The organism is Pseudomonas sp. Mb7 (genome assembly GCF_054790525.1).
Window position 1 is genome coordinate 871,377 of the sequence record NZ_CP186501.1, and the last position, 24,773, is coordinate 896,149.

The following is a 24,773-nucleotide window of genomic DNA, read 5'->3' on the forward strand; positions in this document are numbered from 1 at the left end:
GTGCGAGCGTCCCCTCCGACAACCCGATTGAGCCATGGGCTGCTTCGCTTACCAGTGCCGACGGTGGTCGGCAGCGGAGGATTTCACATGGCAACGCTCATCGGGATAGTCACCAAAGTCATTGGCCAGGTTTTCGCCCAGTCAGCCGACGGCACTAAGCGCGCACTGGTTGAGGGGGATCGCCTGTTTGCCGGCGATCAACTGATCACCGGCGCAGAAGGCGCCGTCGCCGTTCATCTGCAAAACGGCCAGGAATTGACCCTCGGACGCGGCAGCAGCATGACCATGACCGGTGAACTGCTGGCGGGTCAGGCGGCGCATGTAAATGCCGCTGAGGCAGTGACCCCGAGCGACGCGCAATTGACCGACGTTGAGCAGATCCAGAAAGCCATCGCCGCCGGTGACGACCCGAGCCAAACCGCTGAAGCCACCGCGGCCGGTCCGAATGCCCCGGGCGGCGCACCGGGAGAGGCGGGCGGCGGCCACAGTTTTGTCCTGCTGACGGAAGTTGGCGGACGTGTTGACCCGATCATCGGTTTCCCCACCGCTGGGTTCGGCGGTATTCCCGAATTCCCTGAAGAACGCCATAACGCGGTGATCGACAACGGCGATGACACCCCGGCAGTCGTAGTGCCGCCTCCGGTGAACAATCCGGTGACCCTCACTGGCCTGAACGTGGCTGGCGGCGAGCTGAACGTCAATGAGGCCAATCTGCCCGGCGGTTCTGCGGCCAACCCTGGCGCACTGACGCAAAACGGCAGCTTCACCGTCTCGGCGCCGGACGGTCTGACCAGCCTGAGCATCGGCGGCATCAACGTAATCATCGGCGGTGTGCCGATCGGCTTCCCGCAATCAATCACCACGCAACTGGGCAACACCCTGACCGTCACTGGTTACAACTCGGCGACCGGCGTGGTCAGTTACAGCTACACCCTCAACGGCAATGAAAACCACGCGGCCGGCGATGGCGCGAATAATCTCAGCGAACAGTTCACCGTGATTGCCGGCGACAGCAATGGCGACACCGCGACCGGCACGCTCGACGTTAATATCACCGACGACGTGCCCAAAGCCTTTGATGACAGCAATGGCACGGCGACTGAAACGCAGCTGACACTGACCGGCAACGTGTTGACTAACGATGTGCAGGGGGCTGATCGCGTGCCCACCGGGCCAGTCACCCCAGGCACATTCACTGGCACTTACGGCACCTTGGTGCTGAACGCCGACGGCACGTACACCTACACGCTGAACACCAGCGATGCCGACTTCAAAAACCTGCACGGCGGCGGCAATGGCACGGAAACCTTCGCCTACACCATCACCGATTCCGACGGTGATACCAGCACCGCCAACCTCGTCCTGCAGATCCACAACAATGATGATCCGGTGGTTATCAATGGCTTGAATGTCGAAGGCGGCGAGCTGACGGTTTACGAGAAAAACCTCAGTGACGGCAGTGCACCGGACGCCACCGCACTGACCCAGAACGGTACCTTCACCATCACTGCACTCGATGGCGTGACGAGCCTGATTGTCGGCGGCATTGCCGTCGTCACCAACGGTGTAGCGGCAGGTTTCCCGCAATCAATCACCACACCCTTGGGCAGCACGCTGACGATTACCGGGTTCAATGCCGCAACGGGCGCGGTCAGTTACAGCTACACCCTGGTCGACAACGAGGCGCATCCAACCGCCAACGGCGCAAACAATCTGCCTGAGCAGTTCGCCGTCACGGTGATCGACGATAACGGCACCACCGCCAATGGCACGCTGGACGTGAACATCGTCGACGATGTTCCCCAAGCGGTTGACGACACCAATGGCACCGCTTCGGAAACCCTGCTGACCCTGACCGGCAACGTCCTGACCAACGATGTGCAAGGCGCCGACCGCGTGTCCACCGGACCGGTCACCCCGGGCACTTTCACCGGGACTTACGGCACCTTGGTACTGAATGCCAACGGCACGTACACCTATACGCTGAACACCAGCGACGCGGACTTCAAAAATCTGCACGGCGGCGGCAACGGCACAGAGACCTTCGCCTACACCATCACCGATGCAGACGGCGATACCAGCACCGCCAACCTCGTTCTGCAGATCCACAACAATGACGATCCGGTGATCATCAACGGCCTCGACGTGAATGGCGGTGAACTCACCGTCTACGAGAAAAACCTCACTGACGGCAGCGCACCGGATTCCACCGCGTTGACCCAAAGCGGCACGTTCACCATCACCGCACTCGACGGCGTGACGACCCTGACTGTCGGTGGCATCGCCGTGGTCACCAATGGTGTAGCCGCAGGCTTTCCGCAATCCGTGACCACGCCATTGGGCAGCACACTGACCATCACCGGTTTCAACGCCACCACCGGCGTGGTCAGCTACAGCTACACCCTGGTCGACAACGAAGCGCATCCAATCGCCAATGGCGCAAATAACCTGCCTGAGCAGTTCGCCGTTACCGTGGTGGATGACAACGGCACCACCGCCAATGCCACCCTCGACGTAAACATCGTCGATGATCTGCCCAAAGCCGTGGATGACAGCAACGCAGGCACCGCGTCGGAAACTCTGCTGACCCTGACCGGCAACGTGCTGACCAACGATGTGCAAGGTGCTGACCGCGTACCCACCGGACCAGTGACCCCGGGGACATTCACCGGCACTTACGGCACCTTGGTTTTGAACGCCGACGGCACGTACACCTACACTCTCAATACCAGCGATGCCGATTTCAAAAATCTGCACGGCGGCGGCAATGGCACAGAGACCTTCGCCTACACCATCACCGACGCAGACGGCGACACCAGCACCGCCAACCTCGTTTTGCAAATCCACAATAACGACGATCCGGTGATCATCAACGGCCTCGACGTCAACGGCGGCGAACTCAGCGTTTACGAGAAAAATCTCAGCGACGGCAGTGCACCGGATTCCACTGCGCTGACCCAGAGCGGCACGTTCACCATCACCGCACTCGATGGCGTGACGACCCTGACTGTCGGTGGCATCGCCGTCGTCACCAACGGTGTAGCCGCAGGTTTCCCACAATCGGTGACCACTCCGTTGGGCAGCACACTGACCATCACCGGTTTCAACGCGGCTACCGGCGTGGTCAGCTACAGCTACACCTTGGTCGACAACGAAGCCCACCCAACCGCCAACGGCGCGAACAATCTGCCTGAGCAGTTCGCCGTTACCGTGGTCGATGACAACGGCACCACTGCCAACGCCACACTCGACGTGAACATCGTCGATGACTTGCCGAAAGCCGTGGATGACAGCAACGCCGGCACCGCGTCGGAAACCTTGCTGACTCTGACCGGCAACGTCCTGACCAACGATGTGCAAGGCGCCGATCGTGTACCGACCGGGCCGGTAACCCCGGGCACTTTCACCGGGACCTACGGCACCTTGGTGCTCAACGCCAACGGCACGTACACCTACACGCTGAACACCAACGATGCCGATTTCAAAAACCTGCACGGCGGTGGCAACGGCACGGAAACCTTCGCTTACACCATTACCGATGCCGACGGCGATACCAGCACCGCGAACCTGGTGCTGAACATCCACAACAATGACGATCAGGTCTACCTCAACGGCCTCGACGTCAACGGCGGCGAACTCACCGTCTACGAGAAAAATCTCAGTGACGGCACCAGCCCCGACACTCCCGCGTTGACCCAGAGCGGCACCTTCACCGTCACCGCCCTCGACGGTCTGCAAACCCTGACTGTGGGCGGCATCAACGTGGTCACCGGTGGCGTAGCCGCAGGCTTCCCGCAATCGATCGTCACGCCGCTCGGCAGCACGTTGACCATCACCGGTTACAACCCGGCCACCGGCGTGGTGAGTTACAGCTATACCTTGGTCGACAACGAAACCCATCCGAATGCCAACGGTGCCAACAGCATCACCGAGAACTTCAATGTCGTTGCCAGCGACACCGATGGCAGCACGGCCACCGGCCAGATCAACGTCAATATCGTCGATGATTTGCCCAGCGCCCATCCTGATGCGGCGTCGGTGGCGGAGGGCGGCACGGTCAGCGGCAATGTTCTGAACAATGACATCGGCGGCGCCGACGGCCCGGCGGTGACTGGTGCAGTGGTCGGCGTGCGTGCAGGCGCCGACACCTCGACTTCGGCCATCGGCGGCCTCAACAGCAACATTAACGGCACCTACGGCTACCTGACCCTGGACGCCAACGGCAACGCGGTCTACCACAGCAATCCGAATGCGGTGAACGGGCCGGGCGCAATGGATGTGTTCACCTACACCGTGCGCGATTCCGACGGTGATGAAAGCACCACCACCATCACCATCGATGTCGCCAACAGCAAACTGTGCGCGACCAGCGACACCGACGTCTCCGTCTACGAGAAAGCACTGGACCTGACCAAGGACGGCGCGGATCTGGCTCCCGGGACAGTCACTGGCAGCGACCCGACCAGCACCGGCGAAACCGCGTCCGGCACACTGGTCGGCTCGGTCACCGGGGCGGTCGGCGCGATCAGCTATGCGCTGGTCGGCAGCGCCACCGGCAATTACGGGCAGATCGTCCTCAACCCCAACGGCACGTACACCTACACCCTGACATCGCCGGCGAGCACCACGCCGCATGCCGACGACGGCGCCAACACCCTGAGCGAAACCTTCACCTATCAGGCCACTGATTCACTGGGCAACATCGTCACCAGCACCATTGTTGTCAGCATCGTCGATGACGTGCCGAAAGCGGTGAACGACAGCAACGCCAACAGCGCCTCGGAAACCCAGCTGACCCTGACCGGCAATGTGCTGACCAACGATGTGCAAGGCGCCGATGTGGTCGCGACCGGACCGAATGCCGGGCCGATCACCGCCGGCACGTTCACCGGCACTTACGGCACGCTGGTGCTCAACGCCAACGGCACGTACACCTACACGCTGAACCCCAACGATGCCGACTTCAAAAACCTGCACGGCGGCGGTAACGGCAGCGAGACGTTCACCTACACCCTGACCGATGCCGACGGCGACACCAGTACCGCCAACCTGGTGCTGAACATCCACAACAACGACGATCCGGTGCTGCTCAACGGCCTTGACGTAAATGGCGGCGAACTCACCGTTTACGAGAAAAACCTCAGCGACGGCACCAGCCCCGACACCCCGGCACTGACCCAGAGCGGCACCTTTACCGTCACCGCGCTCGATGGCTTGCAAACCCTCACCGTTGGGGGCATTGCCGTGGTCACCAATGGTGTCGCCGCAGGCTTCCCGCAATCCGTCGTCTCGCCGCTGGGCAGCACCTTCACCGTCACCGGTTACAACCCAGCGACCGGTGTTGTGAGTTACAGCTACACCTTGGTCGACAACGAAACCCACCCGAATGCCAACGGTGCCAACAGCCTCACCGAGAACTTCAACGTGGTGGCGACGGACACCGATGGCAGCACTGCCAATGGTCAGATCAACGTCAATATCATCGATGATCTGCCGACCGCCAAACCCGACACCGGCTCGGTGGCCGAGGGCGGAACGGTCAATGTCAGTGTGCTCGGCAATGACATCAGCGGTGCCGATGGCGCCGCCACTGTGGTCGGCGTGCGCGCCGGCAGCAACACCGGCACTTCGGCCATCGGCGGCCTCAACAGCAACATCAATGGCAACTTCGGTTACCTGACCCTCGATGCGGCGGGCAACGCCGTCTATCACAGCAACCCGAACTCGGTGAGTCCACCGGGCGCCACCGACACCTTCACCTACACCGTCCGCGACAGCGACGGCGATGAAAGCACCACGACCATCACCATCAACGTCGCCGACAGCAAACTGGTGGCCTCGGTCGATCAGGACGTCACGGTCTATGAGAAAGCTCTCGATCTGAGCAAGGACGGCGCGGATCTGGCCCCCGGTACGGTCACCGGCAGCGACCCGAGCAACACCGGTGAAACCACCACCGGCACGCTGGTCGGCGCAGTCACTGGCGGCACCGGCGCGATCACCTACACCCTGGTCGGCAGCGCAACCGGCAGCTACGGGCAGATCCAGCTCAACGCCGACGGCACTTACACCTACACGCTGACATCGGCGCCGAAAACCTCGCCGAGCGCCAACGACGGGGCGAACACTCTCAGCGAAAGCTTCACCTACAAAGCCACCGATGCACTGGGCAACAGCACCACCAGCACCCTTGTGGTGAACATCGTCGATGACGTACCAAAAGCCGTGGCCTCGGATCGTTCGGTGGCGGCAGTGGAGATCGATTCGAACCTGCTCATCGTTCTCGACATCTCCGGCAGTATGGCTGACGCCTCCGGTGTGCCGGGCCTGTCGCGACTGGCGCTGGCCAAGCAGGCAATCAGTGCCTTGCTCGACAAGTACGACGACCTCGGCGACGTCAAAGTCCAGCTCGTCACCTTCAGCAGCAACGCCACCGACCGGACCTCGGTATGGGTCGATGTGGCGACCGCGAAGACGATTCTCGCCGGCCTGACGGCGGGCGGCGGCACCAACTACGACGCCGCGGTGGCGGTCATGCAAACCGCGTTCAATACCTCGGGCAAACTCACCGGGGCACAGAACGTCGGTTACTTCTTCTCCGACGGCAAACCCAACGAAGGCGACATCAACGCCGCTGACGAAGCCGCGCTGAAAAACTTCCTCGATGCCAACAACATCAAGAACTACGCGATCGGCCTCGGCAGCGGCGTGAGCAACGCCAACCTCGACCCGCTGGCCTATGACGGCATCAGTCACACCAACACCAATGCGGTGGTGGTCACCGATCTCAACCAGCTCAATTCGGTACTGTCGGGCACCGTACAGGGCGCGCCCGTCACCGGTACGTTACTGGGCGAGGGCGGCACCTTCGGCGCCGATGGCGGCTTCATCAAATCCATCGTGGTTGACGGCACCACTTACACCTACGATCCGAAAGCTCTCAGCGGCCAAGGCTCGCTGACGCCAAGCGGCGGCACCAATCACGGGACGTTCAACACCGTGAACAACACGCTGAGCATCGCCACCAATAACGGCGGCACACTGCTGATCAACCTCGATACCGGCGACTACACCTACACCTCGCAGAAAACCACCGCTGTGGTCATCACCGAGAACATCGGCTTTACCGTCAGCGACAACGACGGCGATCTCGCCAGTTCGACGCTGACCGTGAAAGTCATCCCCAACGCGCCGCCGGTGGCGGTGGACGACCACGTCATCACCAACGTGCTGTCGGGCAACATTGTGGTGCCGGGCGAACTGCTGCTGGCCAATGACACCGATCCGAACGGCGATACGCTCAATGCCACACCCACCAGTTTCAACACCGGCTGGATCTCGAAAGCGGCGGACTTCACCGGCACCGGGGCGATCAACTTCACCGGCACCAACGTCAACACCGCCGCCAACCAGAACCTGGCCAACGTGCGTAATTCGTTCAGTGCCAACGCCGCGACCATGACTGCCGTACTGGTGGTCAGTGGCTATCTCGGTGCGGTGACCAACAGCAACGCCAACGATGAAGACCGCATCACCGTCAACCTGCGCCAGGGCGAAACCCTCAACCTCGATCACAACCTGGCGGCCGGTCACGTCACCATGGAGTACTCGATCAACGGTGGCGCCTACACAACCCTGGCGGACGGGCAAACCCTCACCGCGTCGGCCGATGGCGTCTATCAGATCCACATCACCAACATCGCCAATCCCAGCGGCGGCGGTAACCCCAACGCGGCGGAAAACTATCAGCTGACCATGACCCTCAACTACGCCGGGGCGCATGACATTACCCCGGACTTCCACGGCAGCTACACCGCCAACGACAACCACGGCGGCAGCGACACGGCCAACGTGAGCATCAGCTATCAGGACGGCCACACCCTCACCGGTACCTCGGGGGATGACGTGCTGGTGGCCGGCAGCGGCGACAACATCATCAACGCCGGCGACGGCAACGATGTGCTCACCGCCGGTTCCGGCAACAACGAACTGCACGGCGGCGCCGGCAACGACTTGCTCTACAGCGGCCCGGGCAATGATCTGCTCGACGGCGGCACGGGCAGCGACACCGCCAGTTATGCCCATGCCACGGCCGGGGTCACGGTCAACCTCGGCCTGCTCGGTGCGCAAAACACCCTTGGCGCGGGGACGGACACCCTGACCGGCATCGAAAATCTCGTCGGCTCGAACTTCAACGACACCCTGACCGGCGACAACAATAACAACGTGATCAACGGTGGCCTCGGTAACGACATCCTCAACGGTGGCGGCGGTGACGACCTGCTGATTGGTGGCATGGGCAACAACACCCTGACCGGCGGGGCAGGGGCCGACACCTTCCAGTGGCTCAAGGGCAACAGCGGCCACGACCTCATCACCGACTTCACCCCCGGCACCGACAAGCTCGATTTGTCACAACTGCTGCAAGGTGAAAACGGCACCACCGCCTCACTGGATGACTACCTGCACTTCACCGTCACCGGCAGCGGCGCCTCGGTGCTCACCAGCATCGACGTCAGCGCCATGGCCGGTGCAACGCCGAACCAGACCATTGACCTGGCCGGCGTCAATCTGGCCAGCCACTACGGCGTCACGCCGGGCGCGGGCGGGGTGGTGGCCGGCGGGCATGACACGGCGACGATCATCAGCGGCATGCTGAATGATCATTCGTTGAAGGTGGATACGGTGTAAGCGGCTTTTGATTCGGGCCTGAAACGAAAAAAACCGCCGTCCCGGTTGATGGGGCGGCGGGTTTTTTCTGTCTGATGGTATGGCGTTGCTCATTCGTGATCGTTCCCACGCTCTGCGTGGGAATGCAGCCCAGGACGCTCCGCGTCCTCTCCAGAGCCGAACGCAGAGCGTCCGAAGAGGCATTCCCACGCAGAGTGTGGGAACGATCGGTTGTCTGGCCTACTGCGGCAACTCCAGATTATCCATCACCCGATTCACCGCCAGCTCCCCGAGCATGATCAATTGCGCGATCCCCAACAGCGTCCTGCGCTGCGACGCGGGTATGAGGTGGGCGAAGTCATGGGCGATGGTTCTGGCTGAGGCGAGTGTTTCGCTGGCATCGGCCAGCAGTTCTTCATTTTTGAAGTCTGCGGTCACGGCGTACATCCGGCGGGTTTTTCGGGGCGGAGGGGGGGAGCCGGGTGGGCAGAGGTAATGATCGAGGGCGCGTTCGGCGGCGTCGTTGAGCTTTTTTGAATCGAGGGATTCGTAGGGTGAGGCGAGATCGGTTTCGGGCGGGTTGGGTGTTGGTTTGATCATGGTGAAGCTCCTACAGGTGAGGCCACCAAAACCTGTCGCTAAACAAGAAAGGGTGGCGGCTGGACGCAGGTTAGCGAACCGGGTGTAGGCGCCCGGCAGACCCGAAGGTCTCCCACGCACAGCCGCCATGACATCAACTGCAGACAGATCGTTTGCAATGAGTTTTGGAGCGCTGGTGCGCCTACACAGATTCGGGTCGCTAAACCCGATCGCTGAATGAGTCAGCGACCGACCAACAATAGATCCCGTCCCCAAGGCGCACAAGCCGGCGGATTCTGGCGTAGCTGTAGGCAAAGGCGCAAGGATGTGTAGCCTGGAAGGCGTGTCTGAAGGTGTCTCTTAAACAGCCTGAGATTTCGACAAAGTGTGTCGGATAGCTGTAGAGAATGGCAGATGTGCGGTGTTCTGAATTTCGCCTTCCAGAAACGCTAGAAAGTCGTCCGGCGAAAAATCATCGGCTATAGCCATCAGCTCCTGGACAGTCTGCAGATGCGGGCGAATAGCCTCTCGTCTTATGGCACGCAGGGCGCCGTTTTGTGCGTCAAGATTGAATAAACGCAACGTCTCGACGGCACGTGTCCGTGCTCGAACATCGAGGTTGGCGAGAGGGCTGATTGTGCCGTCGCTGACAAAAAGTAAATAGCTATCCGGATCATCTTCGTCAGGTTTGAGCAGGTCTCTGTGATCATAGGGAGGGCAATTGTCTTTGAATTTTCCGCAGGCTTCCTCCCTACAACATGAGTGGAATAGATTGGTCCATTCGAAGGTGCCCTGCGGATAACTGCGTCTTTGTCGAAAGTGCTCGATATGCGAAAGTCTTGGCACGCTGATATCCGCTTCACAGTAGGCGCAACGAGTATCTTGCATCGCTTGAAGGCACTGGCGGATTTGGTCTCTATCTGCGTGTGTCACATCAACCCATTGATGTAATCCATGCCTATATCCAGCAAGACAGTTTGGAGTCGCAGTTCGAATCAGTTTTCGCATTCGCCCGACTTCCTTATTTTTGTTGTGTCAGTTGTTTGCGTTTGAATGTTTCGAGGCGAATCAACCGATCACAATCAAGCATGACGGGGTGTTGTGTCTCAAAGTGCGTGTCCAGATATTTTCGCAATGATAGTCCTTGGTCCGACTCATGCTGATCTTGCTGAATCAAGGCTATATATTCGCTCAATTTGCGAGAGGGTTCATTGTCTGGTGTGGGGTCAATACCCATGATGTATGCCAGAACCTGAGAGCTGGTGACTCCCTGAGTTTGTTGATCGACATTACTTATTCTAACGTGGCGGCAATTGTCGTCAGTCACTGTGTGCAGCACACGGATACACGTTGCCTGAACGGAGGTAATTACTTGCGGGCTATGTGTGGTGACGACGAACTGGATGTTCGGAAAGGCGCCGAGCAGATCGGGTATGACCGTTTGCTGCCAAGCAGGATGAAGGTGCATATCGACTTCATCGATCAGCACCACTCCCGTGCATTGGCGTGGCGCGGTGCTGCCGAAGTGAGGATTCAGCTTTACGCAGCGATAGGCAATATCGGCTGCCAAGGCAACTATGTTGCGAATACCGTCGCTGAGTTGGCTGACTTTCAGCACGCCATGTATTGGATGCTCCAACACCAGATCTGCGAATTCACTACTGTAGGCAAGGTTTCTCCATCCAGTTTGTGATTCAAGCATTGAGTTGACTGTGTTCTGAACTGCTTTGACTGGATTCAAAAACTCGTCTTTAACATCGAACGTTGTTTTTCCTCGTTCAAGACTGCGAATTTGCTCTTCACGATAGGTACGAAAAATTCGTGTGTACCATTTGCTGAACTGCTTGTAGTTGGAGGCAGGGTCAAGGCTGTCCCGATAACCATAGGTTCTGGAAAGTTCGGCGTTATCGATGGGTTCAGAGGTAGGCGTGTTATCCCTCCATAGGCGACTCGTACCGTAATAGGCCAGCACAGGTAGATCGATCGGTTTGGTAACGTCCATTAATACGTTATGAAAGATCCAGCCTTGCAAATCACGAGCTTTGTTCTCCAAAGCCCTTGCACCTTGGTCGCTGCGGGTTTTCGTTCCTTTGCGAATACTGATTCGACTGCGTGACCAGGAAATGTCAGCACTCTGAAAATCAGCATGAGCCGTCAGGCGAGCTGGAAGAGAAGGTTCCATTTGATGCGCCTCGACGGGGCGTAAAAAAACATCGTCAGGCTGAATGCCCGTCAAGGGAGCGTTACCCAAATCAAATCCGCGAACAAAGGGCCACAAGGCCACTTTGATAGCGTCCAGCAAACTTGTCTTGCCCTGACCGTTGCGCGCAACCAGCAGCGTCAGCTGTTCATTGAGTTCCAGTGTCAGCGCGGGGAAGCAGCGGTAGTTTTCCAGATCGAGCCTGATCAGTTTCAAAGACTTTCCTCCATGTGAACCGATTCCAGGCTACGGCAGTGGCTATATTGGCGGGGACCGATGTGGTGCAAATTCTACTGTGAATGAATACAGGTGAATACATGCTCACTGCTAACGGTGTGTTTCAGGATTTGGGTAGTGTCTTCTGCCGCAAAATATAAACCGTCACCAACACCGCGCTCGTCAACATGAACCCCCGCGCCCACGGCAACGGCACCAGGTAGCAGGAAAACAGAATGCTCGCCCACATCAGCCCGATCGCGTAGACCTTGCCCTTGAGCGGAATGCCGTTGCCATCGAGATAATCGCGGATCCACGGGCCGAGTCGGGGATGCTCGACCAGCCATTGATAGAAACGCGCAGAGCTGCGCGCGAAGCACGCCGCGGCGAGCAGAAGGAAAGGGGTAGTGGGCAGGACGGGCAGGAAAATCCCGATCACCCCCAATGCCACGCTGAGCCAGCCGATGGCCAGCAGGAAGTAGCGCAACATCAGGGGGCGGTTGCCTATGGGGTTGTCCATAGGCCGGATCTTAGTGGTGACGTGGCTTGAGGATCGCCGGTTTTTCGTCTGGCGCTTGGCACAGCAGGTACAGCGCGGTCAGGGCTTCCGGGATCTGCACGATCATGTCGTCCATCAGGTTGGCGTCTTTGGCGATGTCTTCGAATTCCGGCTGTTCGTCGAACAGGCCCGAACCGACCATGATCGGCAGGAGCATTTCGCTGACTTCTTCTTCGGCGGTTTCGAACCAGGCCGCTTCACGCAGGAACACGCCTTCCATGAAACCGATGCACCAGCCGCGCAGTTCGGAATCATCAGGCTCGTCGCCCAGGTCCAGTTCGCATGGCAGTTCGAACTCTTCATCCGAGGCCAGTTGACGGGCGATGTGTGCCTTGAGGCCGATCAGGGTGGCTTCGATCTCTTCGCGCTGGGCGTCGCTGCTGTAATGCGGCTCTTCGGCGAACAGGGCGTCGATCCACTCACGCTCCGGTACGTCTTCAGCGCAGATCGACAGCGCGGTCAGGTAGCCGTGAGCGGCCACGTAATCCAGCGCCTCGTCATGCAGCTCGTCGGCGTCGAGGAAAACTTGCAGGCGGGTCAGTTGCTCAGCGAAGGACATTACGGGGCTACCTTGGGGAATAAACAATGCGGGAATTCTAGGCCTTCTTGCGCGCTCAAGCCAGCCGCATGGCAGATTTGACCTGTCATACCCTGCATACACCCTGTAGGAGCTGCCGAAGGCTGCGATCTTTTGATTTGCTTTTAATAAAGACATGATCAAAAGATCGCAGCCTTCGGCAGCTCCTACACAGGTATCAGCGATTGTATCGACGGGTGTCGCCCTGTGCAGGGGAGGGCTCGGGTATACTGCCGCGTTTTGCGATCCCTGCCCGCATTGCGGTTGTCGTGCAATGCGCTCTTACGTTTTGTTTAAGCAGCTCCGGCTGTTCTGAACCAGCCTGCGCAGGGATGTATCGGTAGATTTTTGGAGTTTCTATGCTCGAACAGGCTCAACGCGTCCTCAAGGACATCTTCGGCTACGACAGTTTCCGTGGCCGTCAGGGTGCAATCATTGAGCGCGTGGCCAGTGGCGGTGATGCGCTGGTGCTGATGCCTACCGGTGGCGGCAAGTCCCTGTGCTTTCAGGTGCCGGCGCTGTTGCGCGATGGCCTGGCGGTGGTGGTGTCGCCGCTGATTGCGCTGATGGACGATCAGGTCGCCACCCTCGAAGAGCTCGGTGTGGCCGCCGCCGCGCTGAACTCCACCCTGAGCGCTGAACAGCAGCGTGACCTCGCAGCGCGGATCAAGCGCGGCGAAGTGAAGATGTTGTATCTGGCGCCCGAGCGCCTGGTGCAGCCGCGCATGCTGTCGTTCCTGCAAGGCCTGAACATTGCGCTGTTCGCCATTGACGAAGCGCATTGCGTATCGCAATGGGGTCACGATTTCCGCCCGGAATACCTGCAACTGGGCCAGTTGGCCGAGATGTTTCCCGACGTACCGCGCATCGCCCTGACCGCCACCGCCGACAAGCGTACCCGCGAAGAAATCGTCACGCGCCTGCATCTGCAGAATGCCGAACGCTTCCTGTCGAGCTTCGATCGCCCGAACATCTTTTACCGCATCGTGCCCAAAGAGCAGCCACGCAAGCAGTTGCTGGCGTTCCTCGCCGAGCGGCGCAGCGATGCCGGCATTGTCTATTGCCTGTCGCGCAAGAAAGTCGAGGAAGTCGCGGCATTCCTCAGCGAGCAGGGCTTCCCGGCGTTGCCGTATCACGCTGGTCTGCCCAATGATCTGCGCGCCTTCAATCAGAAACGCTTCCTCAACGAGGAAGGCTTGATCATGGTCGCTACCGTGGCGTTCGGCATGGGCATCGACAAGCCCAACGTGCGTTTCGTCGCCCACCTCGACTTGCCGAAATCCCTTGAGGCGTATTACCAGGAAACCGGGCGCGGCGGTCGTGACGGTCTGCCGGCAGATGCCTGGATGGCCTACGGTCTGCAAGACGTGGTGATGCTCAAGCAGATGCTGCAGAACTCCGAAGGCGACGAGCGGCACAAGCGTCTGGAGCAACACAAGCTCGACGCCATGCTGTCGCTTTGTGAAGAGACCCGCTGCCGTCGTCAGACCCTGCTGGCGTACTTCGATGAAGACATGCCCGAGCCGTGTGGCCATTGCGACAACTGTGTCGACGGCGTGCAGACCTGGGACGCCACCGAGCCTGCACGTCAGGCCTTGTCGGCGATTTTCCGTACCGGCCAGCGTTATGGCGTAGGTCATCTGGTTGATGTGCTGTTGGGCAAGGACAACGAAAAAATCCGCAGTTTCGGCCATCAGCATCTGTCGGTGTGGGGCGTCGGCAAGGCGTTGAGCGAGAGCGAGTGGCGCTCGCTGTTCCGTCAATTGGTGGCGCGCGGTCTGGCGGATGTCGATCACGAAGGTTATGGCGGTCTGCGTTTGAATGACAGTTGCCGGCCATTGCTCAAGGGCGAGGTCACGCTGGAGCTGCGCCGCGACCTCAAACCGCAGGTTACGGCCAAAACCGCCAGCAAGAGCCCAGCCAGCCAACTGGTGCGCGGCGAAGAGCGCGAACAGTGGGAAGCCTTGCGCGCCCTGCGGCGCAAGTTGGCCGAAGAGCATGGCGTGCCGCCGTACGTTATCTTCCCCGATTCCACGTTGTTGGAAATGCTCCGCAGCCAGCCGACCTCGCTGGCGGAAATGGCCCGGGTCAGCGGTGTCGGCGCACGCAAGCTGGAGCGCTACGGTGATGCCTTCCTCGAAGTGCTCGGTGGCGAGGCCGAAACGCCAAAAGCGGTGGCCGATGTGCGCCACGAATTGATCACCCTGGCCCGCGCCGGCATGACGCCGCTGCAGATCGCCGGGCAGTTGCAGTGCTCGGAAAAAAATGTGTACACGATGCTCGCTGAGGCCATTGGCAAGCAGCAGTTGTCGCTCGAGCAAGCGCTGGACTTGCCGGAAGAGTTGATGGGCGAAGTGCAGGACGCGTTCCTTGATGGCGAGGGCGAGTTGCCATCGGTCGCTGAGGTTGCGGAGCTGTTTGCCGGACGTGTGCCGGAAGGCGTGCTTTACTGCGTGAGGGCTGCGTTGCAGTCGGAATTCGAGATGTGAAATTCGGTCTCGACCCTCACCCCAGCCCTCTCCCAGAGGGAGAGGGGGCCGACCGAGGCGTCTGAGGTTTGACATCGACCTGAAAGAACCAGTCGATTATGGATTCGGTAAAGCAGGATCAGGTCGGCGTAACCCTGAACCATCCCCCATTCAGTCCCCTCTCCCTCTGGGAGAGGGCTAGGGTGAGGGCCGTCCAATTCTGGATTCAGCAAAGCACTCCCACGTCGCTGAATATCCAAAGCATCCCCCATTCAGTCCCCTCTCCCTCTGGGAGAGGGCTAGGGTGAGGGCCGTCCAATTCCGGATTCAGCAAAGCATTCCCAAGTCGCTGAATATCTAAAGCATCCCCCCATTCAGTCCCCTCTCCCTTTGGGAGAGGGTTAGGGTGAGGGAGCCTCAAGATGTAACGATTCAGTACAGACCGCCACTTGCCTATAACTGCAGCTCATGCTTAGCTGGCTAATAATTAGATTTTCTTTATTTTCAGTCTAACCGTGAGTGTTTTATGCCGTTAACCGATCAACACCGCTTTGGCATGCAACTGGCCCAGATGTCCCGTGGCTGGCGTGCCGAACTGGACCGCCGACTGGCCGGGCTGGGTCTGTCCCAGGCGCGCTGGCTGGTGCTGCTGCATCTGGCGCGTTTTGAAGAAGCGCCGACCCAACGCGAGCTGGCGCAGAGCGTTGGCGTCGAAGGGCCGACCCTCGCACGCTTGCTCGACAGTCTGGAAAGCCAGGGCCTGGTGCAACGCCAGTCCGTGATGGAAGACCGCCGGGCGAAAAAAATCGTCCTCTGCGCACCGGCCCTGCCGCTGATCGAACAAATCGAAACCATTGCCACACAACTGCGACACGAGTTGTTCGAAGGCGTCGACGAGGCGGATTTGAAAGTGTGCATGCGGGTTCATGGGCACATTTTGGCCAACCTGGAAAAATCTTGAGGCACATCCACGTGCCGTATCTTTGAGAGATCGCGCTGAGCCGACTATAAGAACTACTGGGCAATATCGTGTTCGTACCGGATGTGCGAACGCATAGAAGTCGGTTTTGCTTATTTAAGGGATGCTCATGCTCGCAAGTCGGCACGTGGTACTGCGCGGTGGCGCCAAATGGCTGCTGGCCGCTGGCGTATTCAGCTATTCGGCCTGGTCGATGGCTGTGGGGCTAGGTGATATCACCGTTCATTCAGGCCTCAATCAGCCGCTCAAGGCCGATATCGCGTTGGTCGATGTCGGCGGGCTGACGCAAAACGATCTGACGGTGCGCCTGGCCACGGCGGATGAATTCGCCGAGGCCGGGGTTGAGCGGGTGTTCTTCCTCAACGACCTCAAGTTCATCCCGATCCTGCATGGCAATCGCCAGATGATCCGGGTCACGTCAAGCAAACCAGTCAACGAACCCTTTCTGAATTTCCTTGTGCAGCTCAATCAGCCCAATGGCCGTTTGCTGCGTGAGTACACGGTGTTGATCGACCCTCCGGGGTCGCCGGGTATCGTGCCGGCCACCGATGAACCGGATCCGCGTGCACAATCTTCCGCGTTTCCCAGCGTCGAGCCTGTTGTCGCAGCGCCGCAGGCACCTCAGGCCAAACGCGATGCCGTGCCCGCGCCAACGCCTGCAAATCCGCCGGCCAACGATGCACTCGCCGAGCAACTGGCTGCCAGTGCGTTGCTGAATCAGCAATTGCAAAAGAGCGTCGATGAGCTGAACGCCAAACTGCAGACGCAGGATGTGCAGATTGCCGCTGGCAAGAAGCAGATTACTGAGCTGCAAACGCAATTGATCGAACTCAGGAAAGCACCGCCACCTACCGAAGTCGCTCCGGCACCTGCCCCGGTTGTGGCACCTGTTGAGTCCACAGATGACGGTTTGAACTCGCCATTGTTCGCGGGCCTGTTGCTGTTGTTGGGGGCCTTGGCCGGGCTGTTTGTGCACCGTCGACGGCAACAGTCGCAACAGGCTGATCGACCGCTGCCGCAGTTGCCGCAGAGCGAGGAACCTGAGGTAGATGAAGTCGAAAACGCAGAGTCTGTCAGGGCTCACACCTCAACCCAACACCGTGAAGAACCGGCAGCGGGCGATGTGCTGGAGGCGGTAGGAATCTATCTGGCCTACGGCCGCTTGGGCGAAGCTGCTGGGTTATTGCGCGACGCTTTGCACAAAGAGCCGGAGCGCACCGATATCGGTTTGCAGTTGCTCGAAGTCTTGGGGCGTCAGGGTGACAGCGCCGTGTATGAACAGCAGGAAAGTCAGTTGCGTGAACAGGGTGTGGATGCCCAGACGTTACAGGATGTTCGTGTTCGACATCCGAAACTGGCGGGTGCCGAACCGTTGGCCGCGGTGGCGCCCATCATTGCGGTGGCGCCTGCTGTCACTGCCCAACCGGCGCCTGAAGATGATTTCGAGTTGAATCTGGGCGAGCTGTCGATGGATTCCAGTTGGGATTTGGAAGACAGCCGCACGGCCACTACTGAGCAAGCGGCAGACACCTCGGCGCTGGGCTCCAGCCTGAAAATACTGCCTCAGGATTTTGAACTGCCGGAAGCGGCCGGCGAGGACGCTGAACTTGAGTGGATCCCTGAGCCGGACGCCGAGCCGCTGGATGAAGATTTTCTCAATGAGTTTGCCGATGCCGAGCCGTCTCTGGTGTTGCAACCGTTGGACTTGCAGGCACCTGAGCCGCTACACGACGAAAACTCCGGAAAACTCGAACAGGCGCAGACCTGCATTGATGACGGTGATATCGACAGTGCGATTGCGTTGCTCAATGAGCTGCTCAAAGAGGGCGATGAACCTTTGAAGCAAACGGCGCGGACGTTGCTGGCGGGGATTCGCTAATACCCGATTGATTTGCGGTGGCGCTGATATCGTTTTCGCGAGCAGGCTCGCTCCCACATTTGAACTGTATTCGCAGAACCATTGTGGGAGCGAGCCTGCTCGCGAAGACTGACGGTCAGACAACATCAATTCCTGACCCGGTCAGAAGGTCTGGCCAAGGTTCAGATAAACCGCCTGCTCATTCGCATCATTCAACCCGTAACTGAAATTCAACGGCCCCAGCGGCGTGTCAAAACCAATGAACACGCTGGCGGCGTTGATGTAGCCACTGTCGAACTCATTGTCGTTGTTCCACGCCCGCCCACGCTCCAGCGAGGCGCCGGCATACAGCGGAAAGTCCAGCGGCAGATACGAGCGCGGCGTCAACCGACGGTAGTACACCGCGCGCATCAGGCTGACGTTTTGCCCGGAAATGGCGTCTTCACGGAACCCCGACAATTGCCGCGCGCCGCCGAGCAGAAAGCTCGACGTCACCACGTTGGCATCGTTCAGCGTACGCCCGTAGCGCCCTCCGAGAATCAGCGTGTCCGGGCCACGGCTCATGGCTTTGTCGAGTTTGAACTCCCACTGTCTATAACGCGTATCCGAACCCAGCCCCGGTTCGAACTGCATCAGCGTCAGGCTGACGTCCTTGCCTTCGTGAGGGAAGTAGACGTTATCCAGTGAGTCGTACGAATACTTCAGCGCATAGAAGCCTTCGTTGAAGTTTTCACTCGGCAGGTCCTGATCACCAATGCGCACATCGGCCTTGCCCCAGGCCTCGCCGACACCGAACCGCACTTCGCCGTTGTTGCCGATCTGGCGACCGAAGTTAAGGCCGAAACCGTAGCGCTCGACGCGGTACTGTGCGATCGGATCGTTATCGAGCACCGCCTCGACGTTCTGTGCTTCAAACGAGGCGTACGGTGCGACGAAATAGCGCGAACCGACGTCCAGTGGTTGATAGAACTCGGTATACAGCTCTTGTTTGTCACCAATCTGCGCGCGGGTCAGCCATTCCGCGCCGAGGCGGTTGATGCCGTTGATGCGGTAACTGGCCCCGAGGTTGAAGGCGCTATCGCCACGCATGTCGTCGGACAGATTGAGGCCGACCCGCAGGTAATCGGTGCCGCTGCGCTTGCCCCGAGCACTGATCACCAGTGTGTGGTCCTGGCCCTTGTGCACCACGCGGTACTGCACTTGTTCGAAGTAGTCGAGGCCATACAAGGTGCCCATGTCCGAGTGCAATCGCCCCAGGTCCAGCGGCTCGCCAATGTGCTGGCGAATGTAGTAGCGGATCACGTCGTCGTCGACTTTTGAGTCATTCTCGACGCGGATCGCGGTGATGATCGGCGTGCGCTGCCCCGGGGAACGGGCGGCAGCGAGTTCGGCGTCTTGGGATTCCTTGGGTTTGAGCACGGCGAGGCGCGCATCGAGGATGCGGGTCGCGCGGTAGCCGGCGTCGATCATGTCCTGGGCTTTACCGAAATCGGTGACACCGAATGCGGCCAGCGCGGGCTGGATCAGTACATCGGAGGATTTCAGCGCGGCCAGTTGTTCTTCGGAGTTACTGCGGGTCATCAGAGTGATCGACTGGTTCAGCACATCGACCACGGTGGTCAGTTGCTTGCGGTTGCGCAGCGGTGTGCCGATGTCGACGACGATGGCCACGTCAACGCCCATTTCCCGCGCGACATCCAGCGGGATATTGTCGGTCATACCGCCGTCCACCAACAGCCGGCCGTCGAGCTCGACCGGGGCGAACACCGCCGGGATCGACATGCTGGCGCGGATCACCTGAGGCAAGTGGCCTTTGCGGAACACCACTTTTTCGCCATTGGCAATGTCGGTGGCCACAGCGCGGAACGGGATCGGCAGTTTGTCGAAGTCCCGGGTATCGCTGGTGTGGGCCAGCAGGCTTTCCAGCAGTAGCGCGAGGTTCTGGCCCTGAATCACACCCAGAGGCAGGCCGAGACTGCCGTCGTCGCGAAAGCTGAGTTTCTGTTTCACCAGAAAGTCGCGGTCATCCTGTTTGCGTCGAAACGGCACGTCCTCGCGCGGCGGGGCGTCGGACAATGCGGCTTGCCAGTCGATGTTCAGCGCGAGTTTTTCCAGCTCATCGATCTTGTAGCCCGAGGCGTACAGCCCGCCGACCACCGCGCCCATGCTGGTGCCGGCGATCGCATCGATTTTGATGCCTTGCTCTTCCAGGGCTTTGAGCACACCGATGTGCGCCAGACCACGCGCGGCGCCGCCGGACAGCACCAGGCCGACTTTCGGTCGCGGCGCGTCACTGGCGTGAACAAACAGTGGAAGCAAACCAAGCAGCAGGCAGAACAGCAGACGGCGCATTGTGAGTCTCTGGGCAAGCAATAAAGCCGGCTATTATAGCGGCGCCCTCTGTCTCAGGAGTTTCAGCGAACATGACTGTCGCAAAAGCAGAAGTTGTCATCACCTATTGCACCCAATGCCAGTGGCTGCTGCGCGCGGCGTGGCTGGCGCAGGAACTGCTCAGCACCTTTGGTGATGACCTCGGCAAAGTCTCCCTGGTACCCGGCACCGGCGGGGTATTTCACATCACCTGCGACGGCGTGCAGATCTGGGAACGCAAGGCTGATGGCGGTTTTCCCGAGGCCAAGGTGTTGAAGCAGCGGGTTCGCGATCAGATCGATCCTGACCGCGACCTCGGTCACAACGACCGCACTCAGTGAGACGCGGCCTCGGCGGCGACGGCTTTCTTGTCGGCGTGGCCTGACATCCGTGCTGACACAACGATGGCGATAATGATCAATGCGCCGCCGAGCAACATCTTCGGCGTCGGGTTTTCATTGAACAGCAGCCAGGCGACGGTGATGCCGTAGACCGGTTCCATGGCAAACACCACCGCCGCCGTGCGCGCCTTGATCACCGCCAGGCTGGCGACGAACAGGCTGTGCGCGACGCCGGTACAGAACACCCCGAGCAGGGCGATCCACAGCCAGTCGAGTGCGCGTACTTCGCTGAGTAGCGGTGCTGCAACCGGCAGCAGACACAGCGCCACCACTACGTTTTGACACAGTGCGGCCTGCACTGCCGGGATGCGCCCGGAGCTGGCACGGTTGGTCAGCGACAGCAGGGAAAACAGCAGTCCCGACAGCACCGACCAAAGCAAACCGATGGTCGCGCCGCTGCTCAGGTCGAAGGCTGGGGTCACCAGAATCAGGCCGATGCTGACCAACACCACCAGCACAATTTCATTGGCACGGATGCGTTCTCGGAAGATCAGCCCTTCAAGAATCACCGTGAAGGCCGGGAAACTGGCAAAGCCCAATGTTGCGATGGCGACACCGGCGATCTTCACAGACAGGAAGAAACTCACCCAGTGCCCGGCCAGCAACACGCCGCTGAGGGCGAGGCGGCGCCAGTCCACGGCCTGAAGTTTTTGCCAGCCGTGCTGACTGGCGAAACGGGCAAAAAATGCCAGGGCGAGCACGGCGAAAGCCGCGCGACCGAAGACGATCACAGCGGGGGACGCGGCAGCGAGTTTACCGAACACACCGGTCAGGCCAAACATCAAAGCACCGATATGCAGAGCGCCGAGGGCGGTACGCGGAGTCATCGAAATCCTTCTATCTCAAACACAATTCTTGATCGTTCCCACGCTCTGCGTGGTAACGCCTCTAGGGACGCTCTGCGTCCAGTGACGCGGAGCGTCACGGGCTGCATTCCTTTGCTGCGCGTGGGAATGATCAGCAGTGGACACATAATGAGCCGGGGAAGGTCGAAAGTCTGTCGGCAGACTATCGTCGTTTGTCGCAGGAATCGCGCCGAAGCTGGCCGGGTGACGAACCGAACTCACGCAAGACGGCGGCCGAGAAGGCACTCTGCGAGTTGTAGCCGACGCGACTGGCAACTTCCCCGATCGGCAGGGCTGTGTCGCGTAGCAGTTGAACTGCCAGATGCAGGCGTTTACTGCGGATGTAATCCATCGGCGTCTGCCCGCATTCGGCCATGAACCGTGCATGCAGGCGCGCGCTGGACAACCCCGCCACTCGCGCCAGATCGGCGACTTGCAATGGATAAGCGGCGTACTGCTCGATGTGCGCATCCAGCGCGGCATAGGGCAAGCGGCGAGCAGCCAGTTCGCCAGGTTGCGCGTGATTGAGACTGGCCAGCAGCAACACCGCGCCTTGCTGGGCAATCAATGGATCGCTGACCGGACTGTTCGCCAGCCAACTGACCAACTGGCTTTGCCCGGAATCCAGCGACAAGCGCGCCGGTTGATCGAGCAGACGATGGCTGGCGTCGGCATGCTCGCCCAGTGAATCCGTCAGCCATTGCCCGTCCGGGATATCCAGTACCAGACAGCGGCTGCCGTTGGGACTGCCGCAGGCATGATGAGCGCCGGACGGGACCACCACAAAGCTTTGCTGGCGCACCTGACTGCCACAACCCTCGACCTCGAAATCCAGCGCACCGGACAACCCGAACACCAATTGCGCGTGGTCGTGGCTGTGGACGATCAAGTCGTGGGTGTACTGACGCAAGGTGAGGATCGGTCGCATGGCAGGTGGTCTCCGAAGTGATCGCCAGTCTACACCGGCGCACGCCGGATGCGTTGTCACAGGACTGACTCATGTTTGTCATGGTCGATTAACCGAGCGCGCGCAGAGTGGCGAAAACATCGCAGAGGGTTGCCCATGACCAGCGCCGAGCTCGCCAGACCCAGCCGTAAACAACGCGTGCGCACCCTATGGATCTCCGACGTGCACCTGGGCACGCGAGATTGTCAGGCCGAGCACTTGTCGCAATTTCTCAAGGGCTACCATGCCGACAAGATTTACCTGGTTGGCGACATCATTGACGGCTGGAAGCTGCGCGGCGGCATGTACTGGCCGCAAGCGCATACCAACGTGATCCGCCGCTTGCTGACCATGAGCAAGCGCGGCACCGAGGTGATTTACGTCACCGGCAACCACGACGAATTCCTCCGCCGTTATTCGAAGCTGATTCTGGGCAATATCCAGTTGGTCGACGAGGCCGTGCATGTCACGGCCGATGGTCGGCATCTGCTGGTGATTCACGGCGATCAGTTCGATGTGATCACCCGATATCACCGCTGGCTGGCCTTTCTCGGCGACTCCGCTTACGAATTCACCCTGACCCTCAATCGCTGGCTCAACCATTGGCGTGCGCGCTATGGCTACGGCTATTGGTCGTTGTCGGCGTACCTGAAGCACAAGGTGAAAACGGCGGTGAGTTTCATCAGCGACTTTGAAGAAGCCATCGCTCATGAATGTGTGAAGCGCGAGTTGCATGGCGTGGTGTGCGGGCACATTCACCATGCCGAGATTCGTAAGGTGGGCGAGGTCGATTACCTTAATTGCGGTGATTGGGTGGAGTCGTGCACGGCGCTGATCGAGCATTGGGACGGCACGATCGAGCTGTATCGGCTGGCGGATGCGCAGGCGCGGGAGGCGGAGCTGCAAGGCGGCCAAAGTCGCCGAACTCGCATAATGCTCTGGTGATTGAGAGGGCCTCATCGCGAGCAGGCTCACTCCTACAGGGGTACGCATTTCAACTGTAGGAGTGAGCCTGCTCGCGATGAACCGCGCAGCGGTTGCCGAGGATGATTACGCTGGCGAGTGTTCCTCCATCGCCGCCTTGTAAATCGAGTTCTTCGGCTGCGCAAACAACCGCTCCATCATCGGCTCGAAAAAACTCAACGGCAGCGTGTCATAGTCAGGATCAAACGCCGCCGCATCGTATTTGGCGCAAAACTCGGCGGTCGCCTGAAACTGCGGATGCTCCCTGAACTGCTCACGAAGATGCCGATCCATGCCCAGGTGATGAAAGAAGTAATACCCCTGAAACACCCCGTGCTTCTCGACCATCCACAAATTTTCGGCACTGACGAACGGCCTGAGAATCGCCGCAGCAATGTCCGGATGGTTGTACGAACCCAAGGTGTCGCCGATGTCATGCAGCAAGGCACAAACCACATATTCCTCGTCGCGCCCGTCACGAAAGGCACGGGTGGCGGTTTGCAGCGAGTGGGTCAGGCGATCCACCGGGAAGCCGCCGAAATCGCCTTCCAGCAATTTCAGGTGGGTCATGATCCGTGCGGGCAACTGTTTGGCGTAGGCGCTGAAGTCGGCGGCGATGATCGCCCAATCTTCTTGGGTACCGTCCTTCATATGGGTGAAGCGGGCATTGGCATTCATTGGCTGACCCTCATTCAGAACGCCACGCGACCCAGAATCATGTCGCGGTACATGACGAAGTCGCCAAGCAGGCTGTACAGCGGATGCTGGAAAGTCGCCGGCCGGTTCTTTTCAAAGAAGAAGTGCCCGACCCAGGCGAAGCTGTAACCGGCCAGCGGCAAGGCCAATAACAGCAGCCAGGCGCCCTTGGCGATGGTCAGCGCGAGAATAAAAATCACCAGTGTCGTGCCGATGAAGTGCAGACGCCGGCAGGTGCTGTTGCTGTGTTCGCTGAGGTAATACGGATAGAACTCAGCGAAGCTGTTGAAATGCTTGATGTTTTCCACGACCGCGTTCTCTGTGGTTATTGTTCTGGCGACGAGTTGTGCTGCGGGTAGCTTATTTGAGTCTAGAGTGATCATTGGCGTGGGCCAGTGACAATCGGCGCCACTTTAGTATCCTTCGCAAATCGGGCCGTAACATGC

At 59.7% G+C, this 24,773-nt stretch carries 16 protein-coding genes; 6 read left to right on the forward strand and 10 right to left on the reverse strand.

Features of this window, described 5'->3' with window-relative positions; translation table 11 throughout:
* Positions 1-87 precede the first annotated feature (87 nt).
* Complete coding sequence (locus ACOYXH_RS03995) at positions 88-8,691, forward strand: retention module-containing protein (RefSeq protein ID WP_460410271.1); 8,604 nt, start codon at positions 88-90, stop codon at positions 8,689-8,691.
* Between the two features lie 219 nt (positions 8,692-8,910).
* On the opposite strand, the gene ACOYXH_RS04000 is transcribed toward ACOYXH_RS03995, so the two are convergent.
* The 5 genes from ACOYXH_RS04000 to ACOYXH_RS04020 form a co-directional block, all read right to left on the reverse strand.
* On the reverse strand, positions 8,911-9,270 hold the full coding sequence (locus ACOYXH_RS04000; protein WP_220558299.1) for a DUF6124 family protein: 360 nt from the start codon (positions 9,268-9,270) through the stop codon (positions 8,911-8,913).
* A gap of 339 nt (positions 9,271-9,609) precedes the next feature.
* Positions 9,610-10,257: a retron Ec78 anti-phage system effector HNH endonuclease PtuB gene (gene ptuB, locus ACOYXH_RS04005; RefSeq protein ID WP_095049307.1), complete on the reverse strand. Its 648-nt coding sequence runs from the start codon at positions 10,255-10,257 to the stop codon at positions 9,610-9,612.
* Between the two features lie 13 nt (positions 10,258-10,270).
* Positions 10,271-11,665 carry an AAA family ATPase gene (locus tag ACOYXH_RS04010; RefSeq protein ID WP_095049308.1) on the reverse strand — a complete coding sequence of 465 codons (1,395 nt, stop codon included), beginning with the start codon at positions 11,663-11,665 and terminating at the stop codon, positions 10,271-10,273.
* Between the two features lie 124 nt (positions 11,666-11,789).
* The gene (locus ACOYXH_RS04015; protein ID WP_095049309.1) at positions 11,790-12,185 is read right to left on the reverse strand and encodes a YbaN family protein; all 396 of its coding nucleotides are present in this window, start codon (positions 12,183-12,185) and stop codon (positions 11,790-11,792) included.
* A 10-nt stretch (positions 12,186-12,195) separates the two neighbouring features.
* Complete coding sequence (locus ACOYXH_RS04020; RefSeq protein WP_016984205.1) at positions 12,196-12,783, reverse strand: UPF0149 family protein; 588 nt, start codon at positions 12,781-12,783, stop codon at positions 12,196-12,198.
* A 377-nt stretch (positions 12,784-13,160) separates the two neighbouring features.
* Between ACOYXH_RS04020 and recQ the strand changes: the two genes are divergently transcribed.
* The 3 genes from recQ (at position 13,161) to ACOYXH_RS04035 (ending at position 18,127) form a co-directional block, all read left to right on the forward strand.
* Entirely contained in the window at positions 13,161-15,290 is a 2,130-nt protein-coding gene (gene recQ / locus ACOYXH_RS04025) for a DNA helicase RecQ (protein ID WP_460410272.1), read from the forward strand.
* Positions 15,291-15,795: 505 nt separating this feature from the next.
* A complete protein-coding gene (locus ACOYXH_RS04030; RefSeq protein ID WP_007919713.1) occupies positions 15,796-16,230 on the forward strand; it encodes a MarR family transcriptional regulator in 435 nt (144 codons plus the stop codon).
* Positions 16,231-16,357: 127 nt separating this feature from the next.
* The gene (locus ACOYXH_RS04035) at positions 16,358-18,127 is read left to right on the forward strand and encodes a FimV/HubP family polar landmark protein (protein WP_460410273.1); all 1,770 of its coding nucleotides are present in this window, start codon (positions 16,358-16,360) and stop codon (positions 18,125-18,127) included.
* Positions 18,128-18,268: 141 nt separating this feature from the next.
* Here the strand turns inward: ACOYXH_RS04035 and ACOYXH_RS04040 are convergent, their stop codons facing one another.
* Positions 18,269-20,458, reverse strand: coding sequence for a patatin-like phospholipase family protein (locus ACOYXH_RS04040; RefSeq protein WP_095050134.1), 2,190 nt, complete (start codon positions 20,456-20,458; stop codon positions 18,269-18,271).
* A gap of 71 nt (positions 20,459-20,529) precedes the next feature.
* Between ACOYXH_RS04040 and ACOYXH_RS04045 the strand changes: the two genes are divergently transcribed.
* Positions 20,530-20,817 (forward strand): Rdx family protein, encoded by a 288-nt coding sequence (locus ACOYXH_RS04045; RefSeq protein ID WP_093442622.1) that lies wholly within the window; start codon positions 20,530-20,532, stop codon positions 20,815-20,817.
* Here the strand turns inward: ACOYXH_RS04045 and ACOYXH_RS04050 are convergent.
* Positions 20,811-21,704: a DMT family transporter gene (locus tag ACOYXH_RS04050; RefSeq protein ID WP_460063405.1), complete on the reverse strand. Its 894-nt coding sequence runs from the start codon at positions 21,702-21,704 to the stop codon at positions 20,811-20,813. The genes ACOYXH_RS04045 and ACOYXH_RS04050 overlap by 7 nt on opposite strands.
* Positions 21,705-21,885: 181 nt before the next feature.
* Positions 21,886-22,650, reverse strand: coding sequence for an AraC family transcriptional regulator (locus ACOYXH_RS04055; protein WP_460410274.1), 765 nt, complete (start codon positions 22,648-22,650; stop codon positions 21,886-21,888).
* A gap of 135 nt (positions 22,651-22,785) precedes the next feature.
* Here ACOYXH_RS04055 and ACOYXH_RS04060 point away from each other — a divergent pair, with 135 nt between their 5' ends.
* Entirely contained in the window at positions 22,786-23,613 is an 828-nt protein-coding gene (locus ACOYXH_RS04060) for a UDP-2,3-diacylglucosamine diphosphatase (RefSeq protein WP_460410275.1), read from the forward strand.
* 105 nt (positions 23,614-23,718) lie between these two features.
* Here the strand turns inward: ACOYXH_RS04060 and ACOYXH_RS04065 are convergent, their stop codons facing one another.
* Together ACOYXH_RS04065 and ACOYXH_RS04070 are read right to left on the reverse strand one after the other, a co-directional pair.
* Positions 23,719-24,309 (reverse strand): HD domain-containing protein, encoded by a 591-nt coding sequence (locus ACOYXH_RS04065; RefSeq protein ID WP_095125542.1) that lies wholly within the window; start codon positions 24,307-24,309, stop codon positions 23,719-23,721.
* A gap of 14 nt (positions 24,310-24,323) precedes the next feature.
* Complete coding sequence (locus ACOYXH_RS04070; protein ID WP_093442638.1) at positions 24,324-24,635, reverse strand: Mpo1-like protein; 312 nt, start codon at positions 24,633-24,635, stop codon at positions 24,324-24,326.
* Positions 24,636-24,773: the final 138 nt, after the last annotated feature.